Here is a 23,147-nt window from a genome sequence, read left to right as displayed (position 1 = left end):
GTACGTTCGATCAGGCAAGGTGGGAGCCGACGACCGACGGAGCCGAGGGGACAGCGGAGTGCGAAAGCGGGGCCGACCGACCGAGGGGCTGCTCGGGCCCGACGTGCCGCCGGTGGAGAAGCCGACCCCCGTGCCGCTGGCGCCCGAACCGCCGACGACCGGGGGCCTGCTGGTACCCGCGCCGACCGAGGAGCCGCCGGAGCGGCCCCGCCCCACCGGCGGGCTCGGCCAGGACACCCTGACCCCGGAGGAGTGGCGGGCGGCCGGCTACACCCCGCCGACCGGCACCGCCGTGCCCCCGCTGCAGCCCGGCGCACCCGGCGACGCGCCGTGGCCCGACCGGATGCGCACCCTGCTGCGCACGCCGATGGTCGAGCGCCCCGCGTTCGAACGGACCGCGCGCGAGCTGCACCCGTCGGCGGCGAAGAACATCCCGCGGATCCTCGACCTGTCGCTGCGCATCGGCGAGCTGCTGCTGGCCAGCGGCGAGGCGGCGGAGGACGTGGAGGCGGCGATGCTCGGCATCGCGCACGCCTACCGGCTCGACCACTGCGAGCCGCAGGTCACCTTCACGCTGATCTCCATCTCGCACCAGCCGTCGCTGATCGACGCCCCGGTCACCGCCGACCGCGTGGTGCGCCGGCGCACCTCCGACTACACCCGGCTGGCCGCCGTCCACCGGCTCGTCGCGGACATCACCGAGGAGCGGGTCAGCGTCAACGACGGGTACCGGCGGCTCGCGGAGATCCGCCGCAACCGGCACCCCTACCCGGCGTGGGGGCTCGCGCTGGCCACCGGTCTGCTGGCGGGGGCGGCGACCTTCCTGGTCGGCGGGCAGACCGACACCAAGGCGTGGCTGGTGTTCGCCAACGCGTTCGTCGCCGCGGTGGCGGGCGACCGCCTGGCATCGATGATCGCGCGGCGCGGCCTGCCGGAGTTCTACCAGTTCGTGATCGCCGCGATGCCCGCCGCGCTGCTCGGCATCCTGCTCTCCTTCAACGACCTGCACCTGCGCGGCTCGGTGGTGATCACCGGCGGGCTCTTCGCGCTGCTGCCCGGCCGGGCGCTGGTGGCCGCCGTCCAGGACGGCCTGACCGGCTTCTACATCACCGCCGCCGCCCGGCTGCTGGAAGTCATGTACCTCATCGCCGGCATCGTCATCGGCGTCATGCTGGTGCTCTACCTGGGCGTCAACTACAACGCCGAGCTCCGACCGGACGAGAGCCTGGGCGGCCAGGCCGACCCGCCGGTGCAGCTGGTCGCCGCGATACTGCTGTCCGCCGCCTTCGCGATGCTGCTGCAGACCGACCGGCGGACGCTGCCGATGGTCGTGCTGAACACCGCGATCGGCTGGTCCACGTACGGCGTGCTGACCAACAACGCCCGGATCTCCCCGATCGTGGCCACCGGCGTGGCGGCCGGCCTGGTCGGCCTGTCCGGCCAGCTGATGGCGCGCTACCGCTACGCCAGCGCGCTGCCGTACGTGACCGCCGCGATCGGACCGCTGATGCCCGGCTCGGCGCTCTACCTCGGCATGCTCGCCTTCGCCCAGGGCCACCCCAGCGCCGGACTGGTCTCGGTCACCCGGGCCGCCGCGCTGGCGATGGCGCTGGCCATCGGCGTGAACCTGGGAGGCGAAGTGGCCCGGCTGTTCCTCAAGAGCCCCGGCGCGACCGAGCGCCTCGCGCCCCACCTGCTCGTCCCGCGCCGGGCGGCCAAACGCACCCGCGGGTTCTGACCCGGCGTTAGCAGACGGGACGGTTCGACGAACGAAGGCACCACCCATGATCAGTGCACTGCTGGACGGCTACCGGAGCCACATCGTGGCCGCGCACAAGCAACCGCTCTTCCTGCTGCTGACCGGGTTCATCTGCTCGTTCGTCATGATCCGGTTCAGCGTGCGGATGATCCGCGCAAAGGTCCGCTGGTGGCCCGGCAACATCACCCCCGGCGGCCTGCACATCCACCACATGGTCTTCGGCCTGGGCTTCCTGCTGCTCGGCGGCATCGGCGTCTTCGCCACCAACGGCGGCCACCCGTGGATCGACTGGTTCGGACTCGCCTTCGGCATCGGCTGCGGCCTGGTGCTCGACGAGTTCGCGCTGATCCTGCACCTCGACGACGTCTACTGGGGCGAACAGGGCCGCAAGTCCGTGGACGCCGTCATCCTCGGCATCCTGGTCACCGCCCTGCTGCTCATCGGGTACGTCCCGCTCGGCGTCGTCCCCGGCCAGGACACCCGGTGGGGCCTGATCTCGGTCATCTCCGTCAACGCGCTCGCCGCGATCGTCGCCCTGCTCAAGGGCAAGATGTGGACCGGCCTGCTCGGCATCATGGTCCCCGGCATCTCCTGGATCGGCGCGATCCGGCTCGCCCGGCCCGGCAGCCCGTGGGCGCGGTGGCGGTACGCGAAGCGGCCGCGGGCGATGCGCCGCGCCGTCCGGCGGGAGCGGCTGCTGCACGCCCGCGCCGAACGCGCCCGCACCTGGCTCTTCGACCTGATCGCGGGCGCACCCGACAAGGTCCCCGCCCACCACACCGCCACCCACCGGGCCGCCGAGCGGATCGCCGCCCGCGCCACCGCCCACCTCGACGCGCACGCCGCCCGCGCCCTCGCCCGCCGGCACGCCCGGCTCGCCGACCGCCGCACCGAGGCCGGCTCCGTCCCGGTCGACCCGGCCCGCCAGGACCAGGCCCGGCGCCGCCGTCGCACCGTCCGGGCCGGCCGCCACCGCACCTACGCCGTCCGCCCCGCCCCCGCCCGCCCCGAACCCCACACCCCGTACCGCCACCCCCGCCTCCCGCACCCCCAGCCCCGCCGCTGACGTTCGCCCCCACCCGATCCTAGGGGGGGGAAGCGACATGGTGCTGCAAGGGGACCTGTCGGGCACGACCGGCGAACGGCTCCGCCGGCTGCTGCCCAGGGACGAGCCGGCCCGGTGGAGCGGAACGGTGTCCGGGCGGAGGGCGGACGTCGAGCAGCGGTACCGGGAGATCCGTAGGCGGAGCTGACAATCGGACATCTCACCCGGGCGGGCGTATGGCGATAGCGGTGAGGAATCGTCAGGTCTGAGAATATTACGTCGAGTGACTGAATTGTCACGTGATGGGATATTTGGCTGATCGTCAGACCGGCGAAATGAGGTGCCGACCGTGGCCCGCAGATTCCTGCCGACCCTGCTCCTGGCCGTCGCCGGCGTGCTCGGGCTGCTGCCCGCCGCCGCCGCGGCTCCGGCACCGGCCCGGCCGGCCTCGCCGGCCGACGATCCGTACCCGTCCGCCGAGGACATCGCCCGGGCGCAGGCCGAGGCGGACGCCAAGGCCGGCGACGTCGGGGCGATCGAGGCCCGGCTGACCGCGGCCCAGGCGGAGCTGGAGGAGGCGGGCCGGACCGCCGAGCAGGCGGTCGAGGCGTACAACGGGGCCCAGGCCCGGCTGGTCCGGGCCAAGGCGGAGGCGGAGGCGGCGGCGGGCCGGGCCACCGCGGCCGAGGCGGCGCGGGTGGAGGCGGCGGACCGGGCGGCGGGGCTGCTCGCCGAGGTGTACCGGCAGGGCGGCTCCCCGGAGCTGTCGGCGATCAACGCGCTGCTCGGCGCCGGCGGCCCCGGCGCGCTGAGCGACCGGACGGCGGCGATCGGCGTGACCGGTGCCCGGACCCGGCAGATCCTGGACGACGCCACGTCCACCGCCGCCGAGGCGACCCGCGCCCGGGACGCCGCCCGCGCCGCGGAGGACGCGGCGGGCCGGGCCGCCGAGGCGGTCCGGGCCGCGAAGGAGCAGGCCGAGGCGCGGCTGGCCGCCCAGCAGGCGCAGGTCGCCGCCATCGGCCAACGCCGCGAGCAGTTGCTCGTCGAGCTCGCGGCGGCCCGCAACACCACCGTCGACCTGGAGCGCCGGCGCCGCGAGGCGCTGGAGGCGATCGCCGCCCGGGAGGCGGAGGAGGCGGCGCGGGCCGCCGCCGCGGCGGCGGCCGCCCAGTGGGCGGCGCGCCCGAACCCGACCCCGGAGAGCGCCTGGTCGGCGGACGGCGCGGCGGCCGCGATCGCGTTCGCCCGCTCCAAGATCGGCCTGCCGTACATCTGGGGCGGGGAGGGCCCGGAGGGCTACGACTGCTCGGGCCTGACGATGATGGCGTGGCGCCGGGGCGGCAAGAACCTCACCCACTTCGCGGCGGACCAGTACGCCGAGTCCACGCCGGTGTCGTACGCCCAGCTCCGGCCCGGCGACCTGGTGTTCTGGACCAAGACCGGCCGGGCCGCGGACATCTACCACGTCGGCATCTACATCGGCGACGACCAGATGATCGAAGCCCCGCGGCCGGGCACCGCGATCAAGCAGGCCAGCCTCTGGATCATGGGCCGGCCGGACTTCTACGCCCGGCCGTAGCCCCTCCGGCGGCGGACTCAGCCGGCGAAGAACTTCAGCAGCTCCGGCGCGAGTGCCTCGGGTGCCACGTCGTGGGTCTGCTCCGGCAGGGCCAGGTACTCGGCGCCGGGGACGGCCGCCACCGCCCGGGCCGGGGCCTGCAACAGCTCCGGGCTGGCCCCGCCGGCCAGCACCAGGACCGGCACAGCGAGTCCGGCGAGCGCCGCCATCGGGACGCCCGCGCCGGCGGGCGCGTCGAGCACGGCGGCGTCGTACGCGAGGGTGGGCGCCACCGCCTCGAACGCGGGCCACGCCGGTGAGCTGCGCATCTGCTCCACCACGGGCTCCGGCGCGCCGACGAAGGCCATGAACCGGGCGACCGCGTCCCCGGGCCGGCCCTCGGCCAGGTCGGCGGCCAGGCCCGCCGCGTACCCGGTGAAGCGCTCGCGCTGCCCGTCCTCGGTGGCGAACGGGGGCTCGTACACCGCGAGCCGGGTGATGCCGAGACCGCGCTCGGCGGCCCGCAGGGCGAGGGCGGCGCCGGAGGAGATGCCGTACACGGCCGCCGTGCCGCCCGCGGCGGCGATCACCGCGGCCAGGTCCTCGATCTCCCGCTCCACCGCGTACGGCGCGGTGTCGCCGCTCTCCCCGCGCCCGCGCCGGTCGTAGGTGTGGACGGTGTGGTGGGCGGCGAGCTGCGCGGCCAGGCCCTGGGCGGGCCCGAAGGCCCGGTGGCAGAGCGCGCCGTCGACCAGGACGACGGCCGGGCCGCTGCCGGTCACGGTGCGGGCGACGGTCGTCCCGTCGGCGGAGACGACGGCGGTCATGACGCGTCCTTCCGGGAGGTCTGCTCGGCGAGGGTGTGGGCGACCAGGGCGTTGGCGTGGCCGTGGCCCAGGCCGTGCTCGGTCTTCAGCCAGCCGACCAGCTCCATGTGCTTGGTCAGCGGCGAGGAGCGGATCAGCTCCTGCCACTCGGCGATCGGACGGCCGTACTTCTTCTCGATCGACGGGAAGTAGCTGGCGGGGCCCTTGACGGGGGTGGTCATCTCGGTCTCCTGGAAGGTCGTTCGGGAGGTCAGTTGTCGGCCGGGCCGTAGACGGTGTGCAGCACGCCGGTGGAGAAGACGGTGTTCTCCAGCAGCTTCAGCCGGATCGGCTCGGCGTGCCCGTCGAACAGGCGCAGGCCCTTGCCGACCGCGATCGGGTGGACGAACAGGTGCAGCTCGTCGATCAGGCCGGCGGCGAGCAGCGCGCGCACCACGGAGATCGAGCCGGACATCCCGATCGGCCCGCCCTCCTCCTGCTTCAGCGCGGTGACGCCCTCGACCAGGTCGCCCTTCAGCTGCTCGGAGTTGCGCCAGGCGAACGCCAGGTCGGAGCGGGAGACGACGACCTTGCGGGCGTCGCCGAGCGCCTTCGCCATCGGCGCGTCCTCGCCGCCCGCGTCCTCCCGGCCGGGCCAGGCGGCGGCGAAGCCGTCGTAGGTGACGCGGCCGAGCAGCACGGTGTCGGCCGCGCCGAGCTGGGCCCCGACGGCCGCCCCCATCTCGTCGTTGAAGTAGGGGAAGTGCCACTGCTCCGGGCTCTCGACGACGCCGTCGGCGGCGATGAACAGACCGGCGGTGATCTTGCGCATGGGGTGCTCCCTGGATCAGCGGGTGTGAAGTGCTCTCACCCGGTCAGACGGGGGCCGGCCGCGGGACTCATCGCTCCGCGGCGAAGAAGTTCCAAGATCTTTTCGCGACCGATGAGAACGGCGCCGCCGAGCAGTCCCCATAGGTGTGGAGAGACTGCTTTTCCCGGCGCCGCCGGCACCCGAGGAGCTGGCCGACCTGCTCGCCGACCGGCCGGACGTCCGGCTCGTGGTCTGCGAGGTCGGGCGGCTGACCGCGCCCGGGCCCGCCGACCTCGACCGGCTGGCCCGGCTGCGCCTGGCCGCCCGGAGGGCCGGCGCCGGACTCGTCCTGCGCGGGGCCGGCCCGCGCCTGCGACTGCTGCTGGCGCTGACCGGCCTGGACGGCGTGCTCGCGGACGACGAACCGTCAGCTGCCGGCGGGCAGCCGCATCGGTAGCTCCCACAGCGGGAACAGCCGGTCGGTGTCCATGTGGTTGGTCATGGTGGCGATCCGGCCGTCGGTGATCTCCAGCACGGTGATGCCCCACGGCGTCCAGCCGTTCCCGTCCTCGGCCGGCCGGTACTGCGCGAACGCGGGCGAGCCGTTCGCCTCCACCGGCAGCAGCCGCGAGCCGCGGCAGCCGCAGCCCGCGCCCAGCCACCACGCGCCGAGCTCCACCACGCCCTGCACCCACATCTGGTACGGCGGCATGTTGAGCACCGCGTCCTCGTGCAGGAGCTTCTTCAGGCCGTCGACGTCGAACGCCTCGAAGGCCTGCACGTACCGGGCCAGCAGGGCCTGCTGCGTCTCGTCCAACGGCCGGTAGGTGTCGCTCGCCGGGACGCCGCCGCCCTCGGCGAGGGTCGCCCGGGCGCGCTGCAGCGCGCTGTTGACCGACGCCACGCTGGTGTCCAGCAGCTCGGCGGTCTCCGCCGCCGACCAGGCCAGCACCTCGCGCAGCACCAGGACCGCCCGCTGCTTCGCCGGCAGCTTCTGCAGGGCCGTCACGAACGCCAGCCGGATCGTCTCCCGGCCGACCGCGACCTCGGCCGGATCCCCGGCCAGCACCCGGCCGTCGGGCACCGGCCCGACCCAGATGTTCTCCTCCAGCTGGGTCAGGTCCGGCGCGTGCGCCGCGACCGGCGAGGTCAGGTCCATCGGCCGGGCCCGCCGCTGCGCGGCCGGCGCCATGTCCAGGCAGACGTTGGTCGCGATCCGGTACAGCCACGTCCGCAACGCCGAACGCCCCTCGAAACCGGCGTACTTCGACCAGGCCCGGACCAGCGTCTCCTGCACCGCGTCCTCGGCCTCGAAGGCCGAGCCGAGCATCCGGTAGCAGTACGCGGTGAGCTCCCGCCGGAACGGCTCGAGCCGCTCGACGACGGCATCGGAATCCATGATCACTGGCACTCTGTCACCCTACTTCGCAGCCTCGTCGCCCCGCAGTGTCACTGGCAGAACTCCATCAGCGCCTCCTCGAAGTCCGGGAACTCCGCCGCCGCCCGGGCCAGCACCTCGGCGGCCGGCCGCCGGGCGCCCGGCGCGAACCGCTCCGCGACCTCGGTCAGCGCCCGGTCCGGCACCGCCGCCCAGTCGGGCCCGTGCGCCGCAGCCTCCCGCGGGCCGAAGCCCGCGGCCAGCAGCCACAGGAACTCGCCCAGGTCGCGGGCCAGCACCGCCGCCCCTCCCTCGGAGCCGAGGAAGACCAGCGGCTGCTCGGCCACCGGCACACCGACGCGGACCAGCCAGAACGCCGCGTACCCGCCGGTGCCGTCCTGCCCGAGGACCAGGAAGTCGTCGCCGCTCGCCGCCGCGTCGCCCGTCCACGCCCGGAACCACTCGGTGGTCCGCCCGGCCGGCAGGAACTCCGGGAACGGCTCGAACTCGACCCCCTCCCGCTCGTCGAACGGCACCGCCAGCGCGGCGGCCAGCGCGGGCGGGAAGCTGCGGTCGTGCTCGGAGGTCATGCGCGCACGCTAGCGGCCGGCACCGACAACCGGGGCCTCCCCGACGCCGGGGGCCGCTCCCGGAGGTGCTCCGCGACGCCGATCGGACCCGGCGGAAAACCGGATGCCCGCGCACCGGGCCCGACGTACCGTGACGGGATGGGCAACGACGCACACGGCCGCCCCGGCCAGGACATCGAGATCCGCGCCATCACCGAGGAGGAGATCCCGGTCTGGGACCGGGCGATCGCGCGGGGCTTCCTGCGGCCGCACATCGCCGACGGCACCGAGTTCCGGCGGCTGACCTTCGAGCCCGGCCGGTTCCTCGCCGCCTTCGACCGGGCCGACGGCGACCGCTGCGTGGCCACTTTCCGCAGCTTCGACGCCGAGCTGACCGTCCCCGGCAACGGCACCCTCCCGGTGGACGCGGTCACCGCCGTCACCGTCAACTCCACCCACCGCCGCCGCGGCCTGCTCTCCGGCATGATGCGCCAGGACCTGGCCGCCGCCCGGGAGCGCGGCAGCCTCGCCGCGATCCTGATCGCCGCCGAGTACAACATCTACGGCCGCTTCGGCTACGGCCCGGCGACCCGCGCCCACGGCCTGCGCATCGACCTGCTGCGCTCCGGCGGCCTGCGCGCCGACCTGCCCGTGCCCGAGGGCGGCCGGGTCGACTTCCTCTCGCTGGAGGAGCTCCGCAAGCTCGGCCCCGAGCTGCACGACCGCTGGCGGCTCACCCAGCCCGGCGCGATCACCCGCAGCCCCGCCTGGTGGAAGCTGCACACCGGCGAGGTCACCCTCCCCGGCTACGACTGGAAAGAGGGCTTCTACGCGGCCCACCGGGACGCCGACGGCGTGGTCACCGGCCTGATCTGGTACTCCGTCGACGACACCTGGGACGGCGCGTTCCCCAACTGCACCCTCACCGTCAACGACTTCCTCGCCCTCGACCGGCCGACCGCCAACGCGCTGTGGAGGTTCGCCTTCTCCGTCGACTGGGTGCGGCACGTCGCGGTCGGCAACCTCTCCCCGGACGACCCGCTGCCGCTCCTGCTGAACGACCCGCGCGGCGCCAAGCCGCACGAGGAGAGCTGCGACTTCCTCTGGCTGCGGCTGCTCGACCTGCCCGCCGCGCTGGCCGCCCGCAGCTACGCCGCACCCGGCCGCCTGGTCCTCCAGGTCACCGACCCGGAGGGCTGGACGGCCGGCCGCTGGGCGCTGGAGACCGCCGCCGACGGCACCGGCCGCTGCACCCGCACCGACGACCCGGCGGACCTCACCCTGGACATCGGCCGGGTCGGCAGCCTCTACCTCGGCGCCGAGTCCGCGACCCGGCTGCTGGCCGCGGGCCTGCTCACCGAGCACCGCCCCGGCGCCGCCGCCACCGCCGACCTGCTGCTGCGCACCCCGACCGCCGGCTGGAACCCCGACGGCTTCTGATCCGTGACCCGGGGCGGTGCCCGCTACTTCGCGGTCCTGCCGATGGTCGGCAGGATGAAGTCCTGGATCAGGCCCTTGGCGTCCCGGACGATCGGCCGGAACACCTTGTAGCGGGAGAGGTTGATGACCCGGGCCGCCATCGGCGTGGAGCGGCGGACGAACTCCCGGGTCCGCTCGGTGTCCGGCGTGCGGTCGAACACCCAGTAGAGCACCACGATCATCAGGTGCAGCCACAGCACGTCCGGCAGCAGCTCGACCAGCTCGGCGTCCAGCTTGGGCGCCAGCTCCGAGCCGGCCAGCACCTCCCGGAAGAGGGCCACCGCGGTGGCCCGGGCCGGGTGCGACTCGTTGGAGAACGGGCTGAGCGAGCTGGTCGGGTCGGCGGCCGTCCGGAAGAACTGGGCCGCGAACTCGTGGTACGGCGCCGCGGTGTCCAGCCACGACTCCAGCGCGATCTCCAGGCGCTGGGCGAAGTCCCGGGTGTGCGCCATCCGCCGCCTGGCGTCCGCCGCGTGCTCGTACGTCATCCGGTCGTAGAACCCCTGGATCAGGAACTCTTTTCCGGCGAAGTAGTAGTACGCGTTGCCGACCGAGATCCCCGCCTCGGTGGCGATGGCCCGCATCGTGGTCTTCTCGTACCCGCGCTCCTGGAACAGCCGCATCGCGGTCTCCAGGATCAGGGCGCGGGTCTGCTCGCTCTTGTCCGTCTTGGGCAGTGCCCGCCCGCCGGGAAGCTCGGGCGCGCTCTCGACCCTGCCGTCGGTGACGCGGTCGCTCTGGTTCGGCTCCTCCACGGTGGTCGAGCCTACCCGGGCCGCCGCCCCGGGCCGGTCCCCCCGGCCCGGGGCGGTGCGCTGCGCGGTGGCCCTGCGCCGGTGCACTAGGGCGACACCGAGCAGCTGCCGTCACCGCACCCGGGCTCCGGCGGCACCCCGTACGCCGCCGGGTCGTACGGTCCCGCCGTGTACGGCCCCCCGCCGTACGGGCCGCCGGTGTGCGGGCCCCCGCCGTACGGGCCGTTGCCGTACGGGCCGCCGGTGTGCGGGCCCCCCGCGCCCGGCCCCCCGGCGGGCGGAGCGCCGTACGGGTTCGCGGGATCCGGGGCCGCGATGCCGTGACGCCCCCCGGCGTACGGGATCGCGGCCGGTGACGGCCCGGGCTGCACGGCACTGGGTGACCCCTGTACACCCAGTGCCGGCGCCCGGCCCGCGCCGGTGGCCTGCCGGTACTTGCTGGCGGCGAAGGCCGCCGCCCGGGCCAGCGGCAGACCGGCCGGGGTCGAGAGCCGATGGGCCAGCGGCCGGTGCTCGGCCAGCGCCCAGAGGCAGACCACGAAGGCGGGCGCCCCGCGCCAGACCTCGCCGGTGTCGCCGACCACGGTGATCTCGCCGAGCGAGGCGTCGTGGTCGAGGCCGGGGAAGAGCCGGTGCGCCTCGGCGGAGTTCACCGCGACGAACTCCAGCGGCACCAGCTGCGCCTGTCCGCGCAGCCACGCGGTGAGGTGCCGGCAGAGCAGGCAGCCCGGGTCGTGCAGCACGGTCAGCCGGCCGACCGGCGCCGGCCGTGTCGCCGGCGCCGCGGATGCGGTGGTGGTCACCGGGCTCACGCCTCGGCGGGCTTGACCCAGCCCTGCGGCGCGACCGGCGGCCGCTGCTGGCGCTCCAGCGCGCCCCGGCGGCGGATCCGGTTGAGCACGTACACGTTGCCGAGGTGCATCACGCCGAGCAGCAGGAGCACGGTGCCGAGCTTGTACGAGAGGGCGTTGAAGATGCCCGCGGTGCTGTCGACGGTCTCGTCGTTGCGCATCCACAGGGCGACGAAGCCGAGGTTGATCAAGTAGAAGCCGACCACCAGGAGGTGGTTGACGGCGTCGGCCAGCCGCTCGTCCCCGGCGAAGACGTCGGAGAGGAAGAGCCGGCCGTTGCGGCTGAGGGTGCGGGCCACCCAGACCGTCACGCCGGTGGCGATCGGCAGGTAGGCGGCATAGCTGACGACTGTGCAGTCCATCGGGACCACTCCGTTTCGAACGTGTTCAAAAGCTCGACGGGGATGACTGTAGAGGGTCTTTTGAACGCGTTCAAGTATGCGGGTGTGGGAGGCTCCTCCCATGGATTCCCCGATCGTGGTCCGCACCGGAGGGCCGGCCGACGCCGCCGCCGTCGCCACCCTCCACGCCGACAGCTGGCGCACCGCGTACGAAGGGATCGTCCCCGCCGAGGCGCTCGGCGACGGCCTCGCGGGCGAACGCCTGGCGATCTGGGAGATCCGGCTCACCGCCGACTACGGGCCGCCCGCCGACACCCCCGTGCTGCTGATCGCCGAGGAGCCCGACGGCACCCCGGTCGGCTTCGCCTACCTGGTGCCCGAGCCGGACGGCAGGGTCCTGCTCGACAACCTGCACGTCCGCCCCGGCCGCACCGGCGGCGGCATCGGCGCCCTGCTGCTGCGCGCCGCCCTCGACCGCACCGCGGCGGCCGGCCGCCCGCTGCGGCTGGAGGTGCTGCGGGACAACGTCCGCGCCGTCGCCTTCTACGAGCGCGAGGGCGGCGTCCGCACCGACGAACGGGTCGCCGCCTTCCCCGGCGGCCACCTGCTCCCCGAGTACGAGTACCTCTGGCCCGCGACGACCTGAGGGGCCATGGGCTGCCCGGGGGCGCAGGGTCTAGTGGTCGTACACCGTGACCGGCACGCCCCGGTCGCCGAGCCGGGCGGTCACCAGCGGCTCCACCCGCTCCCAGCGCCCGCCGGCCAGGCCGCAGCCGATCCGCGGCATGTGGACGGAGGCGCCGAGGCGCAGCGCGTGCCCGCCGAGGGTCGCCAGCGCGGTGTCGATCGCCTCGTAGCGCACCGGCGCCCCGCTGGACCGGCCGGTGCGGATCCCGCGCTGGCCCACCAGGTTCGCCACCCACAGGTGCGGCCCGACCCGGACCAGCTGCACCGCGCCCAGCCCGAAGCCGTTGCCCGCCCGCTCCCGGTGCCAGCGCCGGTACGCCGCCTCGGGCTCCGGCCACCGGCGCGACACGGCCAGCACGAATCCCTTGCCCCAGCCGCCCAGGTCGTTGCAGACGTGGGCGACGATCTTGACGCCCTTGCCCTGCGGGGCGGTGGCGTCGCCGCGCACGTACGTGATCGTCTCCCCCATGGCGGCCATGCTCGCATCCGGTGCCGACAGCCGCTCCGGATATTCGCGGCATTGACGCAGCCGCGTTGTTAATCTGGCGCGCATGCCCCGTGACCTGCACCCCCGCCTGCTGCGCGGTTTCGTCGCGACCGCCGAGACGCTGCACTTCGGCCGGGCCGCCGAGCGGCTGCACACCGCTCAGCAGGCACTCAGCCGGGACGTCCGGAGCCTCGAACGGGCGCTGGGGGAGCGGCTCTTCGACCGGTCGACGCGCAGCGTGGCACTGACCGCGGCCGGCCACCGACTGCTGCCGAAGGCCCGGCGCTTCCTGGAGCTGCACGACGAGATCGCCGTCCCGGACGGCTCCCGGGCGCTGCTGGTGGACCTCAACAGCGAGGTGAGCGGCCCGGACCTGACCGCCGACCGGCTGCTCGCGGCGGCCCGCGCGGCCCGCCCGGAGTGCGAGCTGCTGGCCCGCTTCCACGGCGGACTGGCGGCCGCGGCGGGGGAGTTGATCGCGCACCGGCTGGACGTCTCGTTCGGCCGCTTCGCCGGGCTGCCGGCCCCGGAGCGGGCGCAGCTCGCCCACCTGCCCGTCAGGCTGGAGCGGATGGCGGTGGTGCTGCCGCTCGGGCATCCGCTGGCGGGGCTGCCGCAGGTGCCGGTGGCCGCACTGGCGGGCCACCCGGTGGACGTCTGCGTCGGGAACCCGGCGACCACCGAGTGGACCGCGCTGGGTCTGCGCCTGCTCGCCGAGCACGGTCTGACGGCCGCGCCGGGGCGGCCGCCGGCCGTCGGGCAGGGGGAGTTCGGCCGGTACGTGGTCCGGCACGGCGACCCGGTGCTGACCACGGTCGGCGGGCCGGCGCCCGAGGGCACGGTCACCCGGCCGCTGGTCGATCCGGTGCCGCTGGCCCTGGTCGGGCTGGTCCACCGGCCCGCGTTCCGGCATCCCGCGCTCGCCGCGCTGTGCGAGGCGGCCGGCGCCCTCGGCTCGGCCGAAGGCTGGTTGGCGCGGCCGGCGGGCAGCTGGCTGCCGGCCGAGGACGCCGCGCTGCTGCGCTGAGGGGAGCCTCGCCGCCGCGCCGGGGGACGCCGCGCTGCCGCGCCTGGGACGCCGCGCTGCCGCGCCTGGGAAGCCGCGCTGCCGCGCCTGGGAAGCCGCGCTGCCGCGCCTGGGAAGCCGCGCTGCCGCGCCGGGAAACGGCGGCGCCCCCGCCGGGGAGTGGCGGGGGCGGTACCGGGAGATCTCTGCGTACTGCCGGGGGGCGGTCAGGCGGCCTTGACCGCGGAGATGTCGAAGGACAGCTTGACCTTCTCGCCGATCAGCACGCCGCCGGTCTCCAGCGCGGCGTTGTAGGTCAGGCCCCAGTCGGTGCGGTCGACCGTGGTGCCGCCCTCGAAGCCGACCCGGTCGGCGCCGTACAGGTCGGTGGCGGTGCCGGTGAACTCCAGGTCCAGCGAGACCGGGCGGGTGGTGCCCTTGATGGTCAGGTCACCGTGCATCCGGAAGGTGTCGCCGTTGATCCGCTCGGCGGAGGTGGACTTGAAGGTGATCTCCGGGTAGGCGTCCGCCTCGAAGAAGTCGCTGGTGCGCAGGTGCTCGTCGCGCTGGGCCTGGTTGGTGTCGATCGAGGCGACCTTGATCACCAGCTCGGCGGTGGAGGCGGCCGGGTTCGTGCCGTCCAGGTGGAGCTTGCCCTCGTACTCGGCGAACTCGCCGCGCACGTTGGTGACCATCGCGTGCCGGACCGCGAAGCCGATCTTGCTGTGCGCCTGGTCGATCGCGTAGTCGCCGGTCACGTGGGCCAGGTCGGCCTTCGGCTCGGCGACCGCGACGGCAGCGGCGGGGGCGTCGGACTTGTTGGTGCGGTTGAAGAATCCCATGGCTCCTCCTCGGGTTCGAAGCCGGTTGTTTAGGCTTCAACTTGTTGGCTCCACCGTAACCCTTTCTGGTTCAAGTTTCAACCACCTGGTTCGAGGAGCCCCGAGGTCCACCCGATCGGGCGATCAGTTCCAGGGGGTGCCCTGCTCCTCGGCCAGCAGCTGGAAGGCCACCTTGCCGTCGACCGTCTCCCGGATGATGTCCGCGTGGCCCGCGTGCCGCGCCGTCTCCTGGATCAGGTGCAGCAGCGCCCAGCGCGCCGTCCGGCGGCTGTTCGGCGGGAACCACGGCGCCACCGGCAGCGGGAAGTCCACCTCCAGGCTCGGCAGCTCGCGGACCGCCTTCTCGGTCTCCGCCGCCACCTGCTCGTACACCGCCAGCCAGCCCGCCAGGGTGTCGCCCTCCACCAGGCGGTACTCGTCCGCCCAGCGTTCCATCGAGGCCGACTCCTCCCCGCCGCCCCGCTGCAGCAGGTTCTCGGTGATCCAGAAGCGCTCGCAGCGCGCCGCGTGCTTGATCAGCACCGCGAGGGACAGGCTGCTCACGGTCGGGGTGCCGGCCGCCTGCTCCTCGGACAGGCCGAGCACCGCGCGGCGCAGCCCGCCGCGCTGGGCCGCCAGGAAGGCGAGCAGGGCGTCGCGCTCGTCGGTCTCCGCGTTCACCAGGGAAGGCATCGTGCAGTCCTCTCGTCGCCGTTTCGGTAGGACCGACGCTATCGGGGCATGCGGACAGATTCGGTCCTCGATCGGGCGGGGCTAGGGTGGGAATCCCCGTTCGTCCCCGCTCCCGGAGGCCCGCCGGATGTACGCCCTGCACGCGATCTGGCGCGCCGACGGCCGCCTCGCGCTCTGGGCGGAGAGCGCGGAACTCCACGCCTCCGGTGGCGGCGCGGGCCCCGGCGCCGCCCACCCCTACGCGTGCGGGGCCGCGGCCGTCGCCGACCTGCTCGCCGGGATCGGCCCCGGGCTCGGCTGGCTCGCCGAGCAGGCCGCCGAACGCTGGACCGGCCTGCGCCTGCCCGGCCTGGGCGGCCGGCCCGTCCCCTCGCCCGACCTGCCGATCGGCGCACCCCCCAGGGCCGGCCTCGCCCTCGACGCCTGGCGCATCCCCGGCCTGCTCCTCGAACCCGCCCACGCGACCCAACTGCTCGGCGCGCTCTTCGACCCGCACTGGGCCGGAGCCACCGCCGAACTCCCCGACGGACGGCAGGTCGAGATCGCGTACGGCGCCTCGCTGCGCTGGCTGACCGCCGTCCACGACCTCGCCTGGCGACTGGTCGGACAGGGGCGGGTGCTCCCCGCCCTGCGCGGCGGGCCCGGGGGCCGGTACGCCCGGTGGCGTCCCGTCCACGACCCCGCGACCCGCGCCGAGGCCGCGGCCCTGGCCGCCGGCTGCCCCCCGATCGCCCGCGCCGAGCACGGCGCCCCCGAACGCACCGGAACCCAGCTCCTCGACACCGTCCTGGAGGCCCTGGTCGACCAGGAGGCCCGCGCCGCCCTGGCCGGCACCGCCGTGCCCGCGCCCGTCACCGCGGGTGCGGACGGGGCCGAGGAGTGGGTCGGGGCGCTGTTCCGGGGGGACGGGCGGCTCGCCGGGGAGCCCGCCGGGGGGCTGGGCGAGGCGCTCGACGGGTGGCTGGCGGCGGCGGAGGGGCGGTTGAGCCCCGTCCGGCTGGACTTCCGGCTGTCCGAACCGCTCGGCCCGGACGGCGCGGACCCGCAGGGGACGGCGCCCGGCGAGGTCTGGCGGCTCGACCTGCTGGTCCGCCCCGCCGACCGGCCCTCGCTCGTGGTCCCGGCGGCCGACCTGTGGGCCGACGGCCCCGGCCGCGCCGCGCTCGCCCGTGCCGTCCCCGACGCCGCCGAGGCGTTCCTCGCCGAACTCGACCGGGCCGCCGGGCTCCGCCCCGGCCTGCGGGACGGCTTCCACCGCACCCGACCCGCCGGCGTCGACCTCGACCGCGCGGCCGCCCTCGACTTCCTCACCGACACCGCGCCCGTGCTCGCCCGCGCGGGTTTCGGCGTGCTCCTGCCCTCCTGGTGGCAGCGCCGCCCCCGGCTCGGCCTCGCGCTGACGGCCACCCCCGCGATCGCCGGCGCGGTGAAGCGCACCGCGCAGGTCGACCGGGACGCCGTCCTCGACTTCCGCTGGCAGCTCGCGATCGGCGGACTGACGCTCACCCAGCAGGAGCTGGAGGAGCTCGCCGCCGCCCAGCAGGGCCTGGTCCGGCTGCGCGGCCGGTGGGTCGCGGTGGATCCGGCGCAGATCGCCGCCGCCGTCCGCTTCCTCGCCCACCGCGGCACCGACCCGCTCGAACCGGCCGAGCTGTTCCGGCTCGCGGCGGACGACGCGGCGACCGTCGACGGCTTCCCGGTGGTCACCGTCCACGCCGACGGCCCGCTCGGCGACCTGCTCGCCGGCCGCCCGCTCCCCGACCTCCGCCCGCCCGCCCTCCCGGGGGACTTCACCGGCACCCTCCGGCCGTACCAGCAGCGCGGCCTGGCCTGGCTGGACGGTCTCGGCCGGCTCGGTCTCGGCGCGGTGCTGGCGGACGACATGGGCCTCGGCAAGACCGTCCAGACCCTCGCGCTGCTGGCGGTGGAGAAGGCGCGGGGCGCGACCGGGCCGGCGCTGCTGGTCTGCCCGATGTCGCTGGTCGGCAACTGGCAGCGGGAGGCGGCCCGGTTCACGCCCGGCCTGCGGGTGCACGTCCACCACGGCGCCGACCGCGCCGGCGCCCCGGACGCCTCGGCGGACCTGGTCGTCACCACCTACGGCGTGCTGCAGCGGGACGCGGTCGCGCTGCGCCGGATCCGCTGGCGGCGGATCGTCGCCGACGAGGCGCAGCACATCAAGAACCTCGGGGCCCGGCAGTCGCGGGCGATCCGTTCGCTGCGCTCGGGGCCGCGGATCGCGCTCACCGGCACGCCGGTGGAGAACCGGCTCGCCGAGCTGCACGCGGTGCTGGAGTTCGCCAACCCCGGCCTGTTCGGCAGTGCGGAGTCGTTCCGGGAGCGGTTCGCGGTGCCGGTCGAGCAGTCCGGGAACGCCGAGGCCGCGGCCCGGCTCGCCCGGCTCACCCGCCCGTTCGTGCTGCGCCGGCTGAAGAGCGACCCGGCGATCGTCGACGACCTGCCCGCCAAGCAGGAGTTCACCGTCCGCTGCGACCTCACCGCCGAGCAGGCCGGGCTCTACCGGGCGGTCGTCGCCGACCTGCTGCAGCGGCTGGGCGGGCTGCGCGGCGTGGAGCGCAAGGGGGCGGTCCTCGCGGCGATCGGCCGGCTCAAGCAGGTGTGCAACCACCCGGCCCAACTGCTGCACGACGGCTCGGCGCTGGCGGGCCGCTCGGGCAAGGTCGAGCGGCTGGTCGACCTGCTGCGCGAGGCGCTGGACGAGGGCGACCGGGTGCTGGTCTTCACCCAGTACGCCGAGTTCGGCCGGATGCTGGTGCCGTACCTGCGCGGCCGGCTCGGGGAGGAGGTGTCGCACCTGCACGGCGCGGTGCCCAAGGCGCGCCGGGACGAGCTGGTGGCGCGCTTCCAACAGCCGGACGGGCCACGGGTGTTCCTGCTCTCGCTGAAGGCGGGCGGGACGGGGCTCAACCTGACCGCCGCCAACCAGGTGATCCACCTGGACCGCTGGTGGAACCCGGCCGTCGAGGACCAGGCCACCGACCGCGCCCACCGGATCGGCCAGCGCCGCACCGTACAGGTCCGGCGGCTGGTCTGCACCGGCACGGTCGAGGAGCGGATCGCCGAACTCATCGACGCCAAACGCGCCTTGGCCCACGCCGTGGTCACCCCCGGCGAGCAGTGGCTGACCGAACTGCCCGCCGACCGGCTGCGCGACCTGCTCAGCCTCTCCGCCGACACCCTCGACCCGTCCGGAGCGTGAGACCCGTGCCCGACGCCGTGCCGCTCGGCGACCGACCGCTCGACGACTGCCTGGAGGACTTCTGGCGGGGCGGGTTCACCCTGCGCGCCGACGCGGGGGGGCGACGACGCCCCGCCCGCCGCGCCCGAGCCCGACCCGTCCGGCATCACGGTGCGCGGCCGGGACCTCGCCGCCCTGCTGGCGCCCGCGTACCGCGATCTCACCGGTCGGCGCTGACCGCCTCCGGGCCGTCCAGGAAGCCGGCCAGCAGGGCCCGGAACTCCTCCGGCCGGTCCACCCACGGCCGGTGCCCGGCACCGGCCAGCACCTCCAGCCGGGAGTCCGGGTGGCACTCGGCGACCAGCCGCGCCGGGACGGTGCCGATCACCCCGTCCAGCGCGCCCGCCACCACCAGCACCGGAACCCCCACCGGCTCGGGCTCGCCCGCCCCGGCGTAGAACGCCTCGCGGATCCACGGCCGCGCGGGCACCAGCTCCGGGTCGAAGGCCTCGGCGCGGGCCCGCTCGTCCCACCGGCCCCAGAAGAACGGGGTGATCCGGGCGGAGAGTTCGGCCGCGTCGCCGCCGGCCCGCAGCTCCCGGTCGGCCGCCGCCGCGTCCGGGTACCACGGCTCCGCCGACCGGGACGCCCGGATCGCCGCCAGCTCGGCGTCCTGCGGCTCCCGCGCCGACCGGCCGACCGGCGTCACCAGGGCCAGCCGGCGCACCCGCGCGGGCAGCTCGGCGGCGTAGCGCTGGGCGGTCAGCGCACCGGCGGAGTGGCCCAGCAGGTCGATCGCGTCCAGACCCAGGTGGGCGCGGAGCGCCTCGACGTCCCGCCACTGCTCGGTGAAGGAGCAGCCGGCCCTGCCGTCGGGCACCGCCGAGCGGCCGGTCGCCCGGGCGTGCAGCCGGATCACCGTGCGGTCGGCCGGCAGCCCGCCGAGGTCGCCCAGGTAGCGGGCGTCCGCGCCCGGGCCGCCGGCCAGTGCCACCAGGGGGCGGCCGGCGCCGGAGAGGTCGTACCAGAGCGCGGTTCCGTCGTACGAGGTGAAGATCGGCATGGCGCCGATCGTGGCACGGGCCCTCCCGCCGGGGCCGCGGATTTCACCCCGTGGACGGCTCCAGCAGCGCCCGCAGACCGTCGACGTGCCGGTAGTGGTGGACGGCCATCCCGACCGCCCGGGCGCCGGGCAGGTTGGCGGCGGTGTCGTCGACGAACAGGCACCGCCGGGGCACGACGCCGAGCCGCTCGGCGGCGGCCAGGTAGGCGCGGGGGTCGGGCTTGGCGACGCCGATCCGGGCGGTGCTCACCACGGTCGCGGCCAGCGCCGCGTCCAGGCCCAGCGCGGCGAGGTCGGCCTCCAGCCGGGTGGTCGCGTTGGTCAGCAGCGCCACCGGCATCCGCCGCGCGGCCGCGTTCAGCAGCGCCAGCACCCGCTCGTCCACCCGGGCCGGCTGCCGGCCCCACCGCTCGACCAGCTCGCGGGCCCGCTCGGCGGAGCCGCACGGTCCGGCCAGGTCCGCCGCCACCGCCGCGCGCCACTCCTCGTCCGTGACCCGCCCGGTCACCGCCGGCACCAGCCGCTCCTCCCGGAACGCGGCCCCGGCCAGCGTCCCGGCCGCCAGGCCGTACGACCGGTCGAGTGCCGCCATGTCCTCCGCGTCCCACAGCCGCAGCACCCCGTCCAGGTCGCACACCAGCGCCCCCGGCCGCCCCGCTCCCGCCCCGTCCTCCGTCATACCGGCACGCTACCGGCCCGCCCGGCGCCGCGCGGTTGCGGGAGTTAGCGGCCTGCTTGCAATTGCAAGCAGGCCGGGGCATGCTGTGGCCATGGGGTCACTCAACGTCGGCTCGCTGGGCGAGTACATCCGGGAGCAGCGGCGCAACGCGCAGTACTCGTTGCGGCAGCTCGCGGAGGCGGCCGGCGTGTCCAACCCCTACCTGAGCCAGATCGAGCGCGGGCTGCGCAAGCCGAGCGCGGAGATCCTGCAGCAGATCGCGAAGGCCCTGCGGATCTCGGCGGAGACGCTGTACGTGCAGGCCGGGATCCTGGAGGAGCGGCAGGAGGAGGGGCCCGGGCTGCGGGCCGCGATCCTGGCGGATCCGCAGATCGGCGAGCGGCAGAAGCAGGCGCTGCTCGCCGTGTACGAGGCGTTCCTCAAGGAGAACCGCGAGGAGCGCGAAGCCGACGGCGACGGCTGACCGAACGCACCACACACCCGGGAGGACCGGACATGGCGATCACCGACGACATCAAGAAGACCCTCAGCGACCCGACCCCGCTGTACGCCCTGGCGGGCGCCGGCGACCTCGCGGTGGAGAAGCTGCGCGAAGTGCCGGGCCGGGTCGAGGCGCTGGCCGCCGACCGCAAGGGCACCCAGGAGAAGGCCGCCGCCGCGCTGCAGGAGGCGGGCAGCAAGCTCGTCGAGGCGCAGGCGAAGCTGACCGAGTCGGTCGGCACCCTGCCCACCGACGTCAAGGTGCTGCAGGAGAAGGCGCAGGAGTTCGCCATGCAGCAGGTCGGCCGCGCGCTGGAGTTCGCGGTCAAGGCCAAGGAGGCCTACGACGAGCTGGCCGTGCGCGGCCGGGTCGTGGTGGAGAAGACCACCGGCGGCGCCGAGGCGGCCGCGGAGGTCGTGGTGGCCGAGGTCGTGGTGGACGCCGAGCCGGTGGTCGAGGCCGAGGCCGTGGCCGTGGACGGGGCTCCGGCCGAGAAGCCCGCCGCGAAGAAGACCACCCGGGCCCGGAAGTCCGCCGCTCCGAAGGAGTAGCCGCGGACGGGTGGCCGGGCGTGCCACGATGGACGGTGGGATCCCGGAAGCCGCAGTGAGGAGAACGCAGTGCAGATCCTGTACTTCGACGTCCTGAATCCGTTCTGGTGGATCGCGACCGCGATCATCGGTTTCAAGACGTTCGCCTTCGTCGACGCCGCGACCCGCCGCGAGGACGCGTACCGGGCGGCGGACAAGAAGACGAAGCCGTTCTGGCTGGTCGTCCTCGGCCTGGCACTCGGCCTCGACCTGCTGTTCGGCGCCAACCCGATCACCGGCTTCCTGACGCTGATCGGCCTGGTCGCCGCGATCGTGTACGTGGTGGACGTCCGCCCCGCGATCAAGCAGCTGACCGACGGCCGCGGCAGCGGCAACAACCGGAACACCGGCCCCTACGGGCCGTGGTGAGCCGGAGCGCCCGGCGCCGGTAGGCGCGGGCAGGCGTACGGGAGGGCGGCACCCCGCGGATCGGGGGTGCCGCCCTCCCGCACGTCCTCCCGCACGTCCTCCAGTGCGTCCTCCAGTGCGTCCGCCCGGCCGGCCGGGGCCGGCTCAGCCCATGATCAACGGCACCGGGTTGCGCTCCAGCAGCAGCACGGCGACGTCGTCGGCGAGCGCGCCGCCGTTCAGCTCCTCGACCTCGGCGATGGCGCTGTCGACCAGCCGGCCGCGGGTGAGGCCGCCCGCCTGGTGGTCGGCGATCAGGTCGATCAGGCCGTCCTGCCCCAGGCGCCGGGAGCCGGCGCCGACCCGGCCCTCGACCAGGCCGTCGGTGTACAGCATCAGCCGCCAGCCGGGGTGCAGCCGCAGTCGGTGCGCGGGCCAGGCGGCGTGGCTGGCGTCGCAGGGCAGCAGGCCCAGCGCCGGACCGGCCAGGTCGGACGGCAGCAGCGCGGGCCGCTCCGCCGGGGCGAGCAGCAGCGGCGCGGGGTGGCCGGCCAGGTACAGCTCGGCCTCGTCGGTGCCCGGCACCTCCGCCGACTCCTGCGGGGTGAGGACCACCATGCAGAGCGTCGCGAAGATCTCGTCGCTGCGCCGCTCGTGCTCCAGGACGTGCTGGAGGGTGGTGAGCAGCTCGCCGCCGGACAGCCCGGCGAAGACCAGGGTGCGCCACGCTATCCGCAGCGCGACCCCGAGCGCGGCCTCGTCCGGGCCGTGGCCGCAGACGTCGCCGATCACCACGTGGACCCGGCCGTCCTTGGTGCGGACCGCGTCGTAGAAGTCGCCGCCGAGCAGGGCGCGGCGGCGGCCCGGCCGGTACCGGCGGGTGAAGGCGAGGTTGGCGCCGTCCAGCAGCGGGGTGGGCAGCAGGTGGCGCTGGAGGCGCGCGTTCTCCTGGCCGCGCAGCTCGGCCTCGACGAGGCGGCGCTGCGACTCGTCGGCCCGCTTGCGCTCCACCGCGTACCGCAGGGCGCGGGCCAGCAGCGGACCGTCGGTCTCCTGCCGGATCAGGAAGTCCTGGGCGCCGGCGGCGACCGCGGCGGCGCCCAGCTCGGTGCCGGCGGCGTCGGTGAGGACGACCACCGCGGTGTACGGCGCGCGGGCCAGCAGGGCGCGCAGCCCGTCCAGGCCGTCGGAGCCGGGCGGCAGCTCGCCGGGGGTGCCCAGGTCGAGCAGGATGCAGGTGAAGTCGAGCTGGTGCGCGGCGCGGCGGCCGGTGCCCGGGGCGGGGGGCAGCAGGTCCAGGGCCTGCTCCACGCCGGGGACGCGGTGCAGCTCGATGCCCGGACCGGTCTCGCCCGCCAGGGTGTCGTACAGCGTGCACTCGCCGACCGGGCCGGTGATCACCAGCAGTCGCTCGGGCCGCCCGCTGCCGGATCCGCCCGGGCCGCCCGGGCCGCCGGGACCGCTCCTCGGGCCGCCGGGCCGGGGGCCGGGCGCCGGCACGGCGGGCGACGGGGCCGCGGCGGGGCGCCGGCCGGCGGTGCTCCGCGGGTGCGGTATCGGCGTGCCCGTCTCGGCTCCGGTACCGGTGGTGCCGCCGCCGTGGACGGCGGCGCCGGCGGCGACAGCGGTCCGCGCGGCGGCTGCCCGCCCGTCTCCCGTTGCGGGCATGGGTCGGTCCTTCCTTTCCCCGACTGCCCAACGGCTGGGGTCCGCGCGCAGTGCCCGCCTGGCACCACCG

General features: G+C 75.4%; 25 protein-coding genes. 11 read left to right on the top strand and 14 right to left on the bottom strand.

Annotated elements, in window-relative coordinates:
• Positions 1 to 58: 58 nt before the first annotated feature.
• The 3 genes from ABEB06_RS17650 (at position 59) to ABEB06_RS17640 (ending at position 4,386) form a co-directional block, all read left to right on the top strand.
• Positions 59 to 1,738 (top strand): threonine/serine exporter family protein, encoded by a 1,680-nt coding sequence (locus tag ABEB06_RS17650; RefSeq protein WP_345697823.1) that lies wholly within the window; start codon positions 59 to 61, stop codon positions 1,736 to 1,738.
• Positions 1,739 to 1,784: 46 nt separating this feature from the next.
• Positions 1,785 to 2,825, top strand: coding sequence for a hypothetical protein (locus ABEB06_RS17645; protein WP_345697822.1), 1,041 nt, complete (start codon positions 1,785 to 1,787; stop codon positions 2,823 to 2,825).
• A gap of 328 nt (positions 2,826 to 3,153) precedes the next feature.
• The gene (locus ABEB06_RS17640; RefSeq protein WP_345697821.1) at positions 3,154 to 4,386 is read left to right on the top strand and encodes a C40 family peptidase; all 1,233 of its coding nucleotides are present in this window, start codon (positions 3,154 to 3,156) and stop codon (positions 4,384 to 4,386) included.
• Between the two features lie 17 nt (positions 4,387 to 4,403).
• Here ABEB06_RS17640 and ABEB06_RS17635 read toward each other — a convergent pair whose 3' ends face one another.
• The 3 genes from ABEB06_RS17635 to ABEB06_RS17625 are packed head-to-tail and all read right to left on the bottom strand — an operon-like array spanning position 4,404 to position 6,003.
• On the bottom strand, positions 4,404 to 5,192 hold the full coding sequence (locus tag ABEB06_RS17635; protein WP_345697820.1) for an alpha/beta fold hydrolase: 789 nt from the start codon (positions 5,190 to 5,192) through the stop codon (positions 4,404 to 4,406).
• The gene (locus tag ABEB06_RS17630; RefSeq protein ID WP_345697819.1) at positions 5,189 to 5,413 is read right to left on the bottom strand and encodes a DUF4287 domain-containing protein; all 225 of its coding nucleotides are present in this window, start codon (positions 5,411 to 5,413) and stop codon (positions 5,189 to 5,191) included. Before ABEB06_RS17630 ends, ABEB06_RS17635 begins: the two co-directional genes overlap by 4 nt.
• Positions 5,414 to 5,442: 29 nt before the next feature.
• Positions 5,443 to 6,003, bottom strand: a complete 561-nt coding sequence (locus tag ABEB06_RS17625) for a dihydrofolate reductase family protein (protein ID WP_345697818.1) — start codon at positions 6,001 to 6,003, stop codon at positions 5,443 to 5,445.
• A 145-nt stretch (positions 6,004 to 6,148) separates the two neighbouring features.
• Here ABEB06_RS17625 and ABEB06_RS17620 point away from each other — a divergent pair, with 145 nt between their 5' ends.
• Positions 6,149 to 6,439 carry a hypothetical protein gene (locus ABEB06_RS17620; RefSeq protein WP_345697817.1) on the top strand — a complete coding sequence of 97 codons (291 nt, stop codon included), beginning with the start codon at positions 6,149 to 6,151 and terminating at the stop codon, positions 6,437 to 6,439.
• On the opposite strand, the gene ABEB06_RS17615 is transcribed toward ABEB06_RS17620, so the two are convergent.
• Positions 6,410 to 7,381 (bottom strand): sigma-70 family RNA polymerase sigma factor, encoded by a 972-nt coding sequence (locus ABEB06_RS17615; protein WP_345697816.1) that lies wholly within the window; start codon positions 7,379 to 7,381, stop codon positions 6,410 to 6,412. The genes ABEB06_RS17620 and ABEB06_RS17615 overlap by 30 nt on opposite strands.
• Positions 7,382 to 7,431: 50 nt before the next feature.
• Complete coding sequence (locus tag ABEB06_RS17610; RefSeq protein ID WP_345697815.1) at positions 7,432 to 7,950, bottom strand: SMI1/KNR4 family protein; 519 nt, start codon at positions 7,948 to 7,950, stop codon at positions 7,432 to 7,434.
• Positions 7,951 to 8,088: 138 nt separating this feature from the next.
• On the opposite strand from ABEB06_RS17610, the gene ABEB06_RS17605 reads away from it, so the two are divergent.
• Positions 8,089 to 9,369, top strand: a complete 1,281-nt coding sequence (locus ABEB06_RS17605) for a GNAT family N-acetyltransferase (RefSeq protein ID WP_345697814.1) — start codon at positions 8,089 to 8,091, stop codon at positions 9,367 to 9,369.
• Positions 9,370 to 9,392: 23 nt separating this feature from the next.
• Here ABEB06_RS17605 and ABEB06_RS17600 read toward each other — a convergent pair whose 3' ends face one another.
• The 3 genes from ABEB06_RS17600 to ABEB06_RS17590 form a co-directional block, all read right to left on the bottom strand.
• Positions 9,393 to 10,163 carry a TetR/AcrR family transcriptional regulator gene (locus tag ABEB06_RS17600; protein WP_345697813.1) on the bottom strand — a complete coding sequence of 257 codons (771 nt, stop codon included), beginning with the start codon at positions 10,161 to 10,163 and terminating at the stop codon, positions 9,393 to 9,395.
• An 86-nt stretch (positions 10,164 to 10,249) separates the two neighbouring features.
• The gene (locus tag ABEB06_RS17595) at positions 10,250 to 10,966 is read right to left on the bottom strand and encodes a thiol-disulfide oxidoreductase DCC family protein (RefSeq protein WP_345697812.1); all 717 of its coding nucleotides are present in this window, start codon (positions 10,964 to 10,966) and stop codon (positions 10,250 to 10,252) included.
• Positions 10,967 to 10,971: 5 nt separating this feature from the next.
• Positions 10,972 to 11,376, bottom strand: coding sequence for a hypothetical protein (locus tag ABEB06_RS17590; RefSeq protein ID WP_345697811.1), 405 nt, complete (start codon positions 11,374 to 11,376; stop codon positions 10,972 to 10,974).
• A 100-nt stretch (positions 11,377 to 11,476) separates the two neighbouring features.
• Here ABEB06_RS17590 and ABEB06_RS17585 point away from each other — a divergent pair, with 100 nt between their 5' ends.
• The gene (locus ABEB06_RS17585; RefSeq protein ID WP_345697810.1) at positions 11,477 to 12,001 is read left to right on the top strand and encodes a GNAT family N-acetyltransferase; all 525 of its coding nucleotides are present in this window, start codon (positions 11,477 to 11,479) and stop codon (positions 11,999 to 12,001) included.
• A 30-nt stretch (positions 12,002 to 12,031) separates the two neighbouring features.
• On the opposite strand, the gene ABEB06_RS17580 is transcribed toward ABEB06_RS17585, so the two are convergent.
• The gene (locus ABEB06_RS17580) at positions 12,032 to 12,511 is read right to left on the bottom strand and encodes a macro domain-containing protein (protein ID WP_345697809.1); all 480 of its coding nucleotides are present in this window, start codon (positions 12,509 to 12,511) and stop codon (positions 12,032 to 12,034) included.
• A gap of 82 nt (positions 12,512 to 12,593) precedes the next feature.
• Between ABEB06_RS17580 and ABEB06_RS17575 the strand changes: the two genes are divergently transcribed.
• Entirely contained in the window at positions 12,594 to 13,556 is a 963-nt protein-coding gene (locus ABEB06_RS17575; protein ID WP_345697808.1) for a LysR family transcriptional regulator, read from the top strand.
• Between the two features lie 206 nt (positions 13,557 to 13,762).
• Here ABEB06_RS17575 and ABEB06_RS17570 read toward each other — a convergent pair whose 3' ends face one another.
• Together ABEB06_RS17570 and ABEB06_RS17565 are read right to left on the bottom strand one after the other, a co-directional pair.
• Positions 13,763 to 14,377, bottom strand: coding sequence for a YceI family protein (locus ABEB06_RS17570; RefSeq protein ID WP_345697807.1), 615 nt, complete (start codon positions 14,375 to 14,377; stop codon positions 13,763 to 13,765).
• Between the two features lie 123 nt (positions 14,378 to 14,500).
• Positions 14,501 to 15,049 (bottom strand): DinB family protein, encoded by a 549-nt coding sequence (locus ABEB06_RS17565; protein WP_345697806.1) that lies wholly within the window; start codon positions 15,047 to 15,049, stop codon positions 14,501 to 14,503.
• Positions 15,050 to 15,176: 127 nt separating this feature from the next.
• On the opposite strand from ABEB06_RS17565, the gene ABEB06_RS17560 reads away from it, so the two are divergent.
• Positions 15,177 to 18,269 carry an SNF2-related protein gene (locus tag ABEB06_RS17560; RefSeq protein WP_345697805.1) on the top strand — a complete coding sequence of 1,031 codons (3,093 nt, stop codon included), beginning with the start codon at positions 15,177 to 15,179 and terminating at the stop codon, positions 18,267 to 18,269.
• A 199-nt stretch (positions 18,270 to 18,468) separates the two neighbouring features.
• Here the strand turns inward: ABEB06_RS17560 and ABEB06_RS17555 are convergent, their stop codons facing one another.
• Complete coding sequence (locus ABEB06_RS17555) at positions 18,469 to 19,311, bottom strand: alpha/beta fold hydrolase (RefSeq protein ID WP_345697804.1); 843 nt, start codon at positions 19,309 to 19,311, stop codon at positions 18,469 to 18,471.
• A 43-nt stretch (positions 19,312 to 19,354) separates the two neighbouring features.
• The gene (locus tag ABEB06_RS17550; RefSeq protein WP_345697803.1) at positions 19,355 to 19,990 is read right to left on the bottom strand and encodes an HAD-IA family hydrolase; all 636 of its coding nucleotides are present in this window, start codon (positions 19,988 to 19,990) and stop codon (positions 19,355 to 19,357) included.
• A gap of 91 nt (positions 19,991 to 20,081) precedes the next feature.
• On the opposite strand from ABEB06_RS17550, the gene ABEB06_RS17545 reads away from it, so the two are divergent.
• From ABEB06_RS17545 to ABEB06_RS17535, 3 genes are all read left to right on the top strand, one after another.
• Positions 20,082 to 20,453, top strand: a complete 372-nt coding sequence (locus ABEB06_RS17545) for a helix-turn-helix domain-containing protein (RefSeq protein WP_345697802.1) — start codon at positions 20,082 to 20,084, stop codon at positions 20,451 to 20,453.
• 32 nt (positions 20,454 to 20,485) lie between these two features.
• Complete coding sequence (locus ABEB06_RS17540; RefSeq protein WP_345697801.1) at positions 20,486 to 21,022, top strand: hypothetical protein; 537 nt, start codon at positions 20,486 to 20,488, stop codon at positions 21,020 to 21,022.
• A gap of 75 nt (positions 21,023 to 21,097) precedes the next feature.
• Positions 21,098 to 21,430 (top strand): DUF2516 family protein, encoded by a 333-nt coding sequence (locus tag ABEB06_RS17535; protein WP_345701884.1) that lies wholly within the window; start codon positions 21,098 to 21,100, stop codon positions 21,428 to 21,430.
• Between the two features lie 144 nt (positions 21,431 to 21,574).
• Here the strand turns inward: ABEB06_RS17535 and ABEB06_RS17530 are convergent, their stop codons facing one another.
• On the bottom strand, positions 21,575 to 23,077 hold the full coding sequence (locus tag ABEB06_RS17530) for a PP2C family protein-serine/threonine phosphatase (protein ID WP_345697800.1): 1,503 nt from the start codon (positions 23,075 to 23,077) through the stop codon (positions 21,575 to 21,577).
• Positions 23,078 to 23,147 lie beyond the last annotated feature (70 nt).

Source organism: Kitasatospora terrestris (genome assembly GCF_039542905.1).
Lineage (GTDB): Bacteria > Actinomycetota > Actinomycetes > Streptomycetales > Streptomycetaceae > Kitasatospora > Kitasatospora terrestris.
This window is presented reverse-complemented; position numbering and strand designations above follow the sequence as displayed.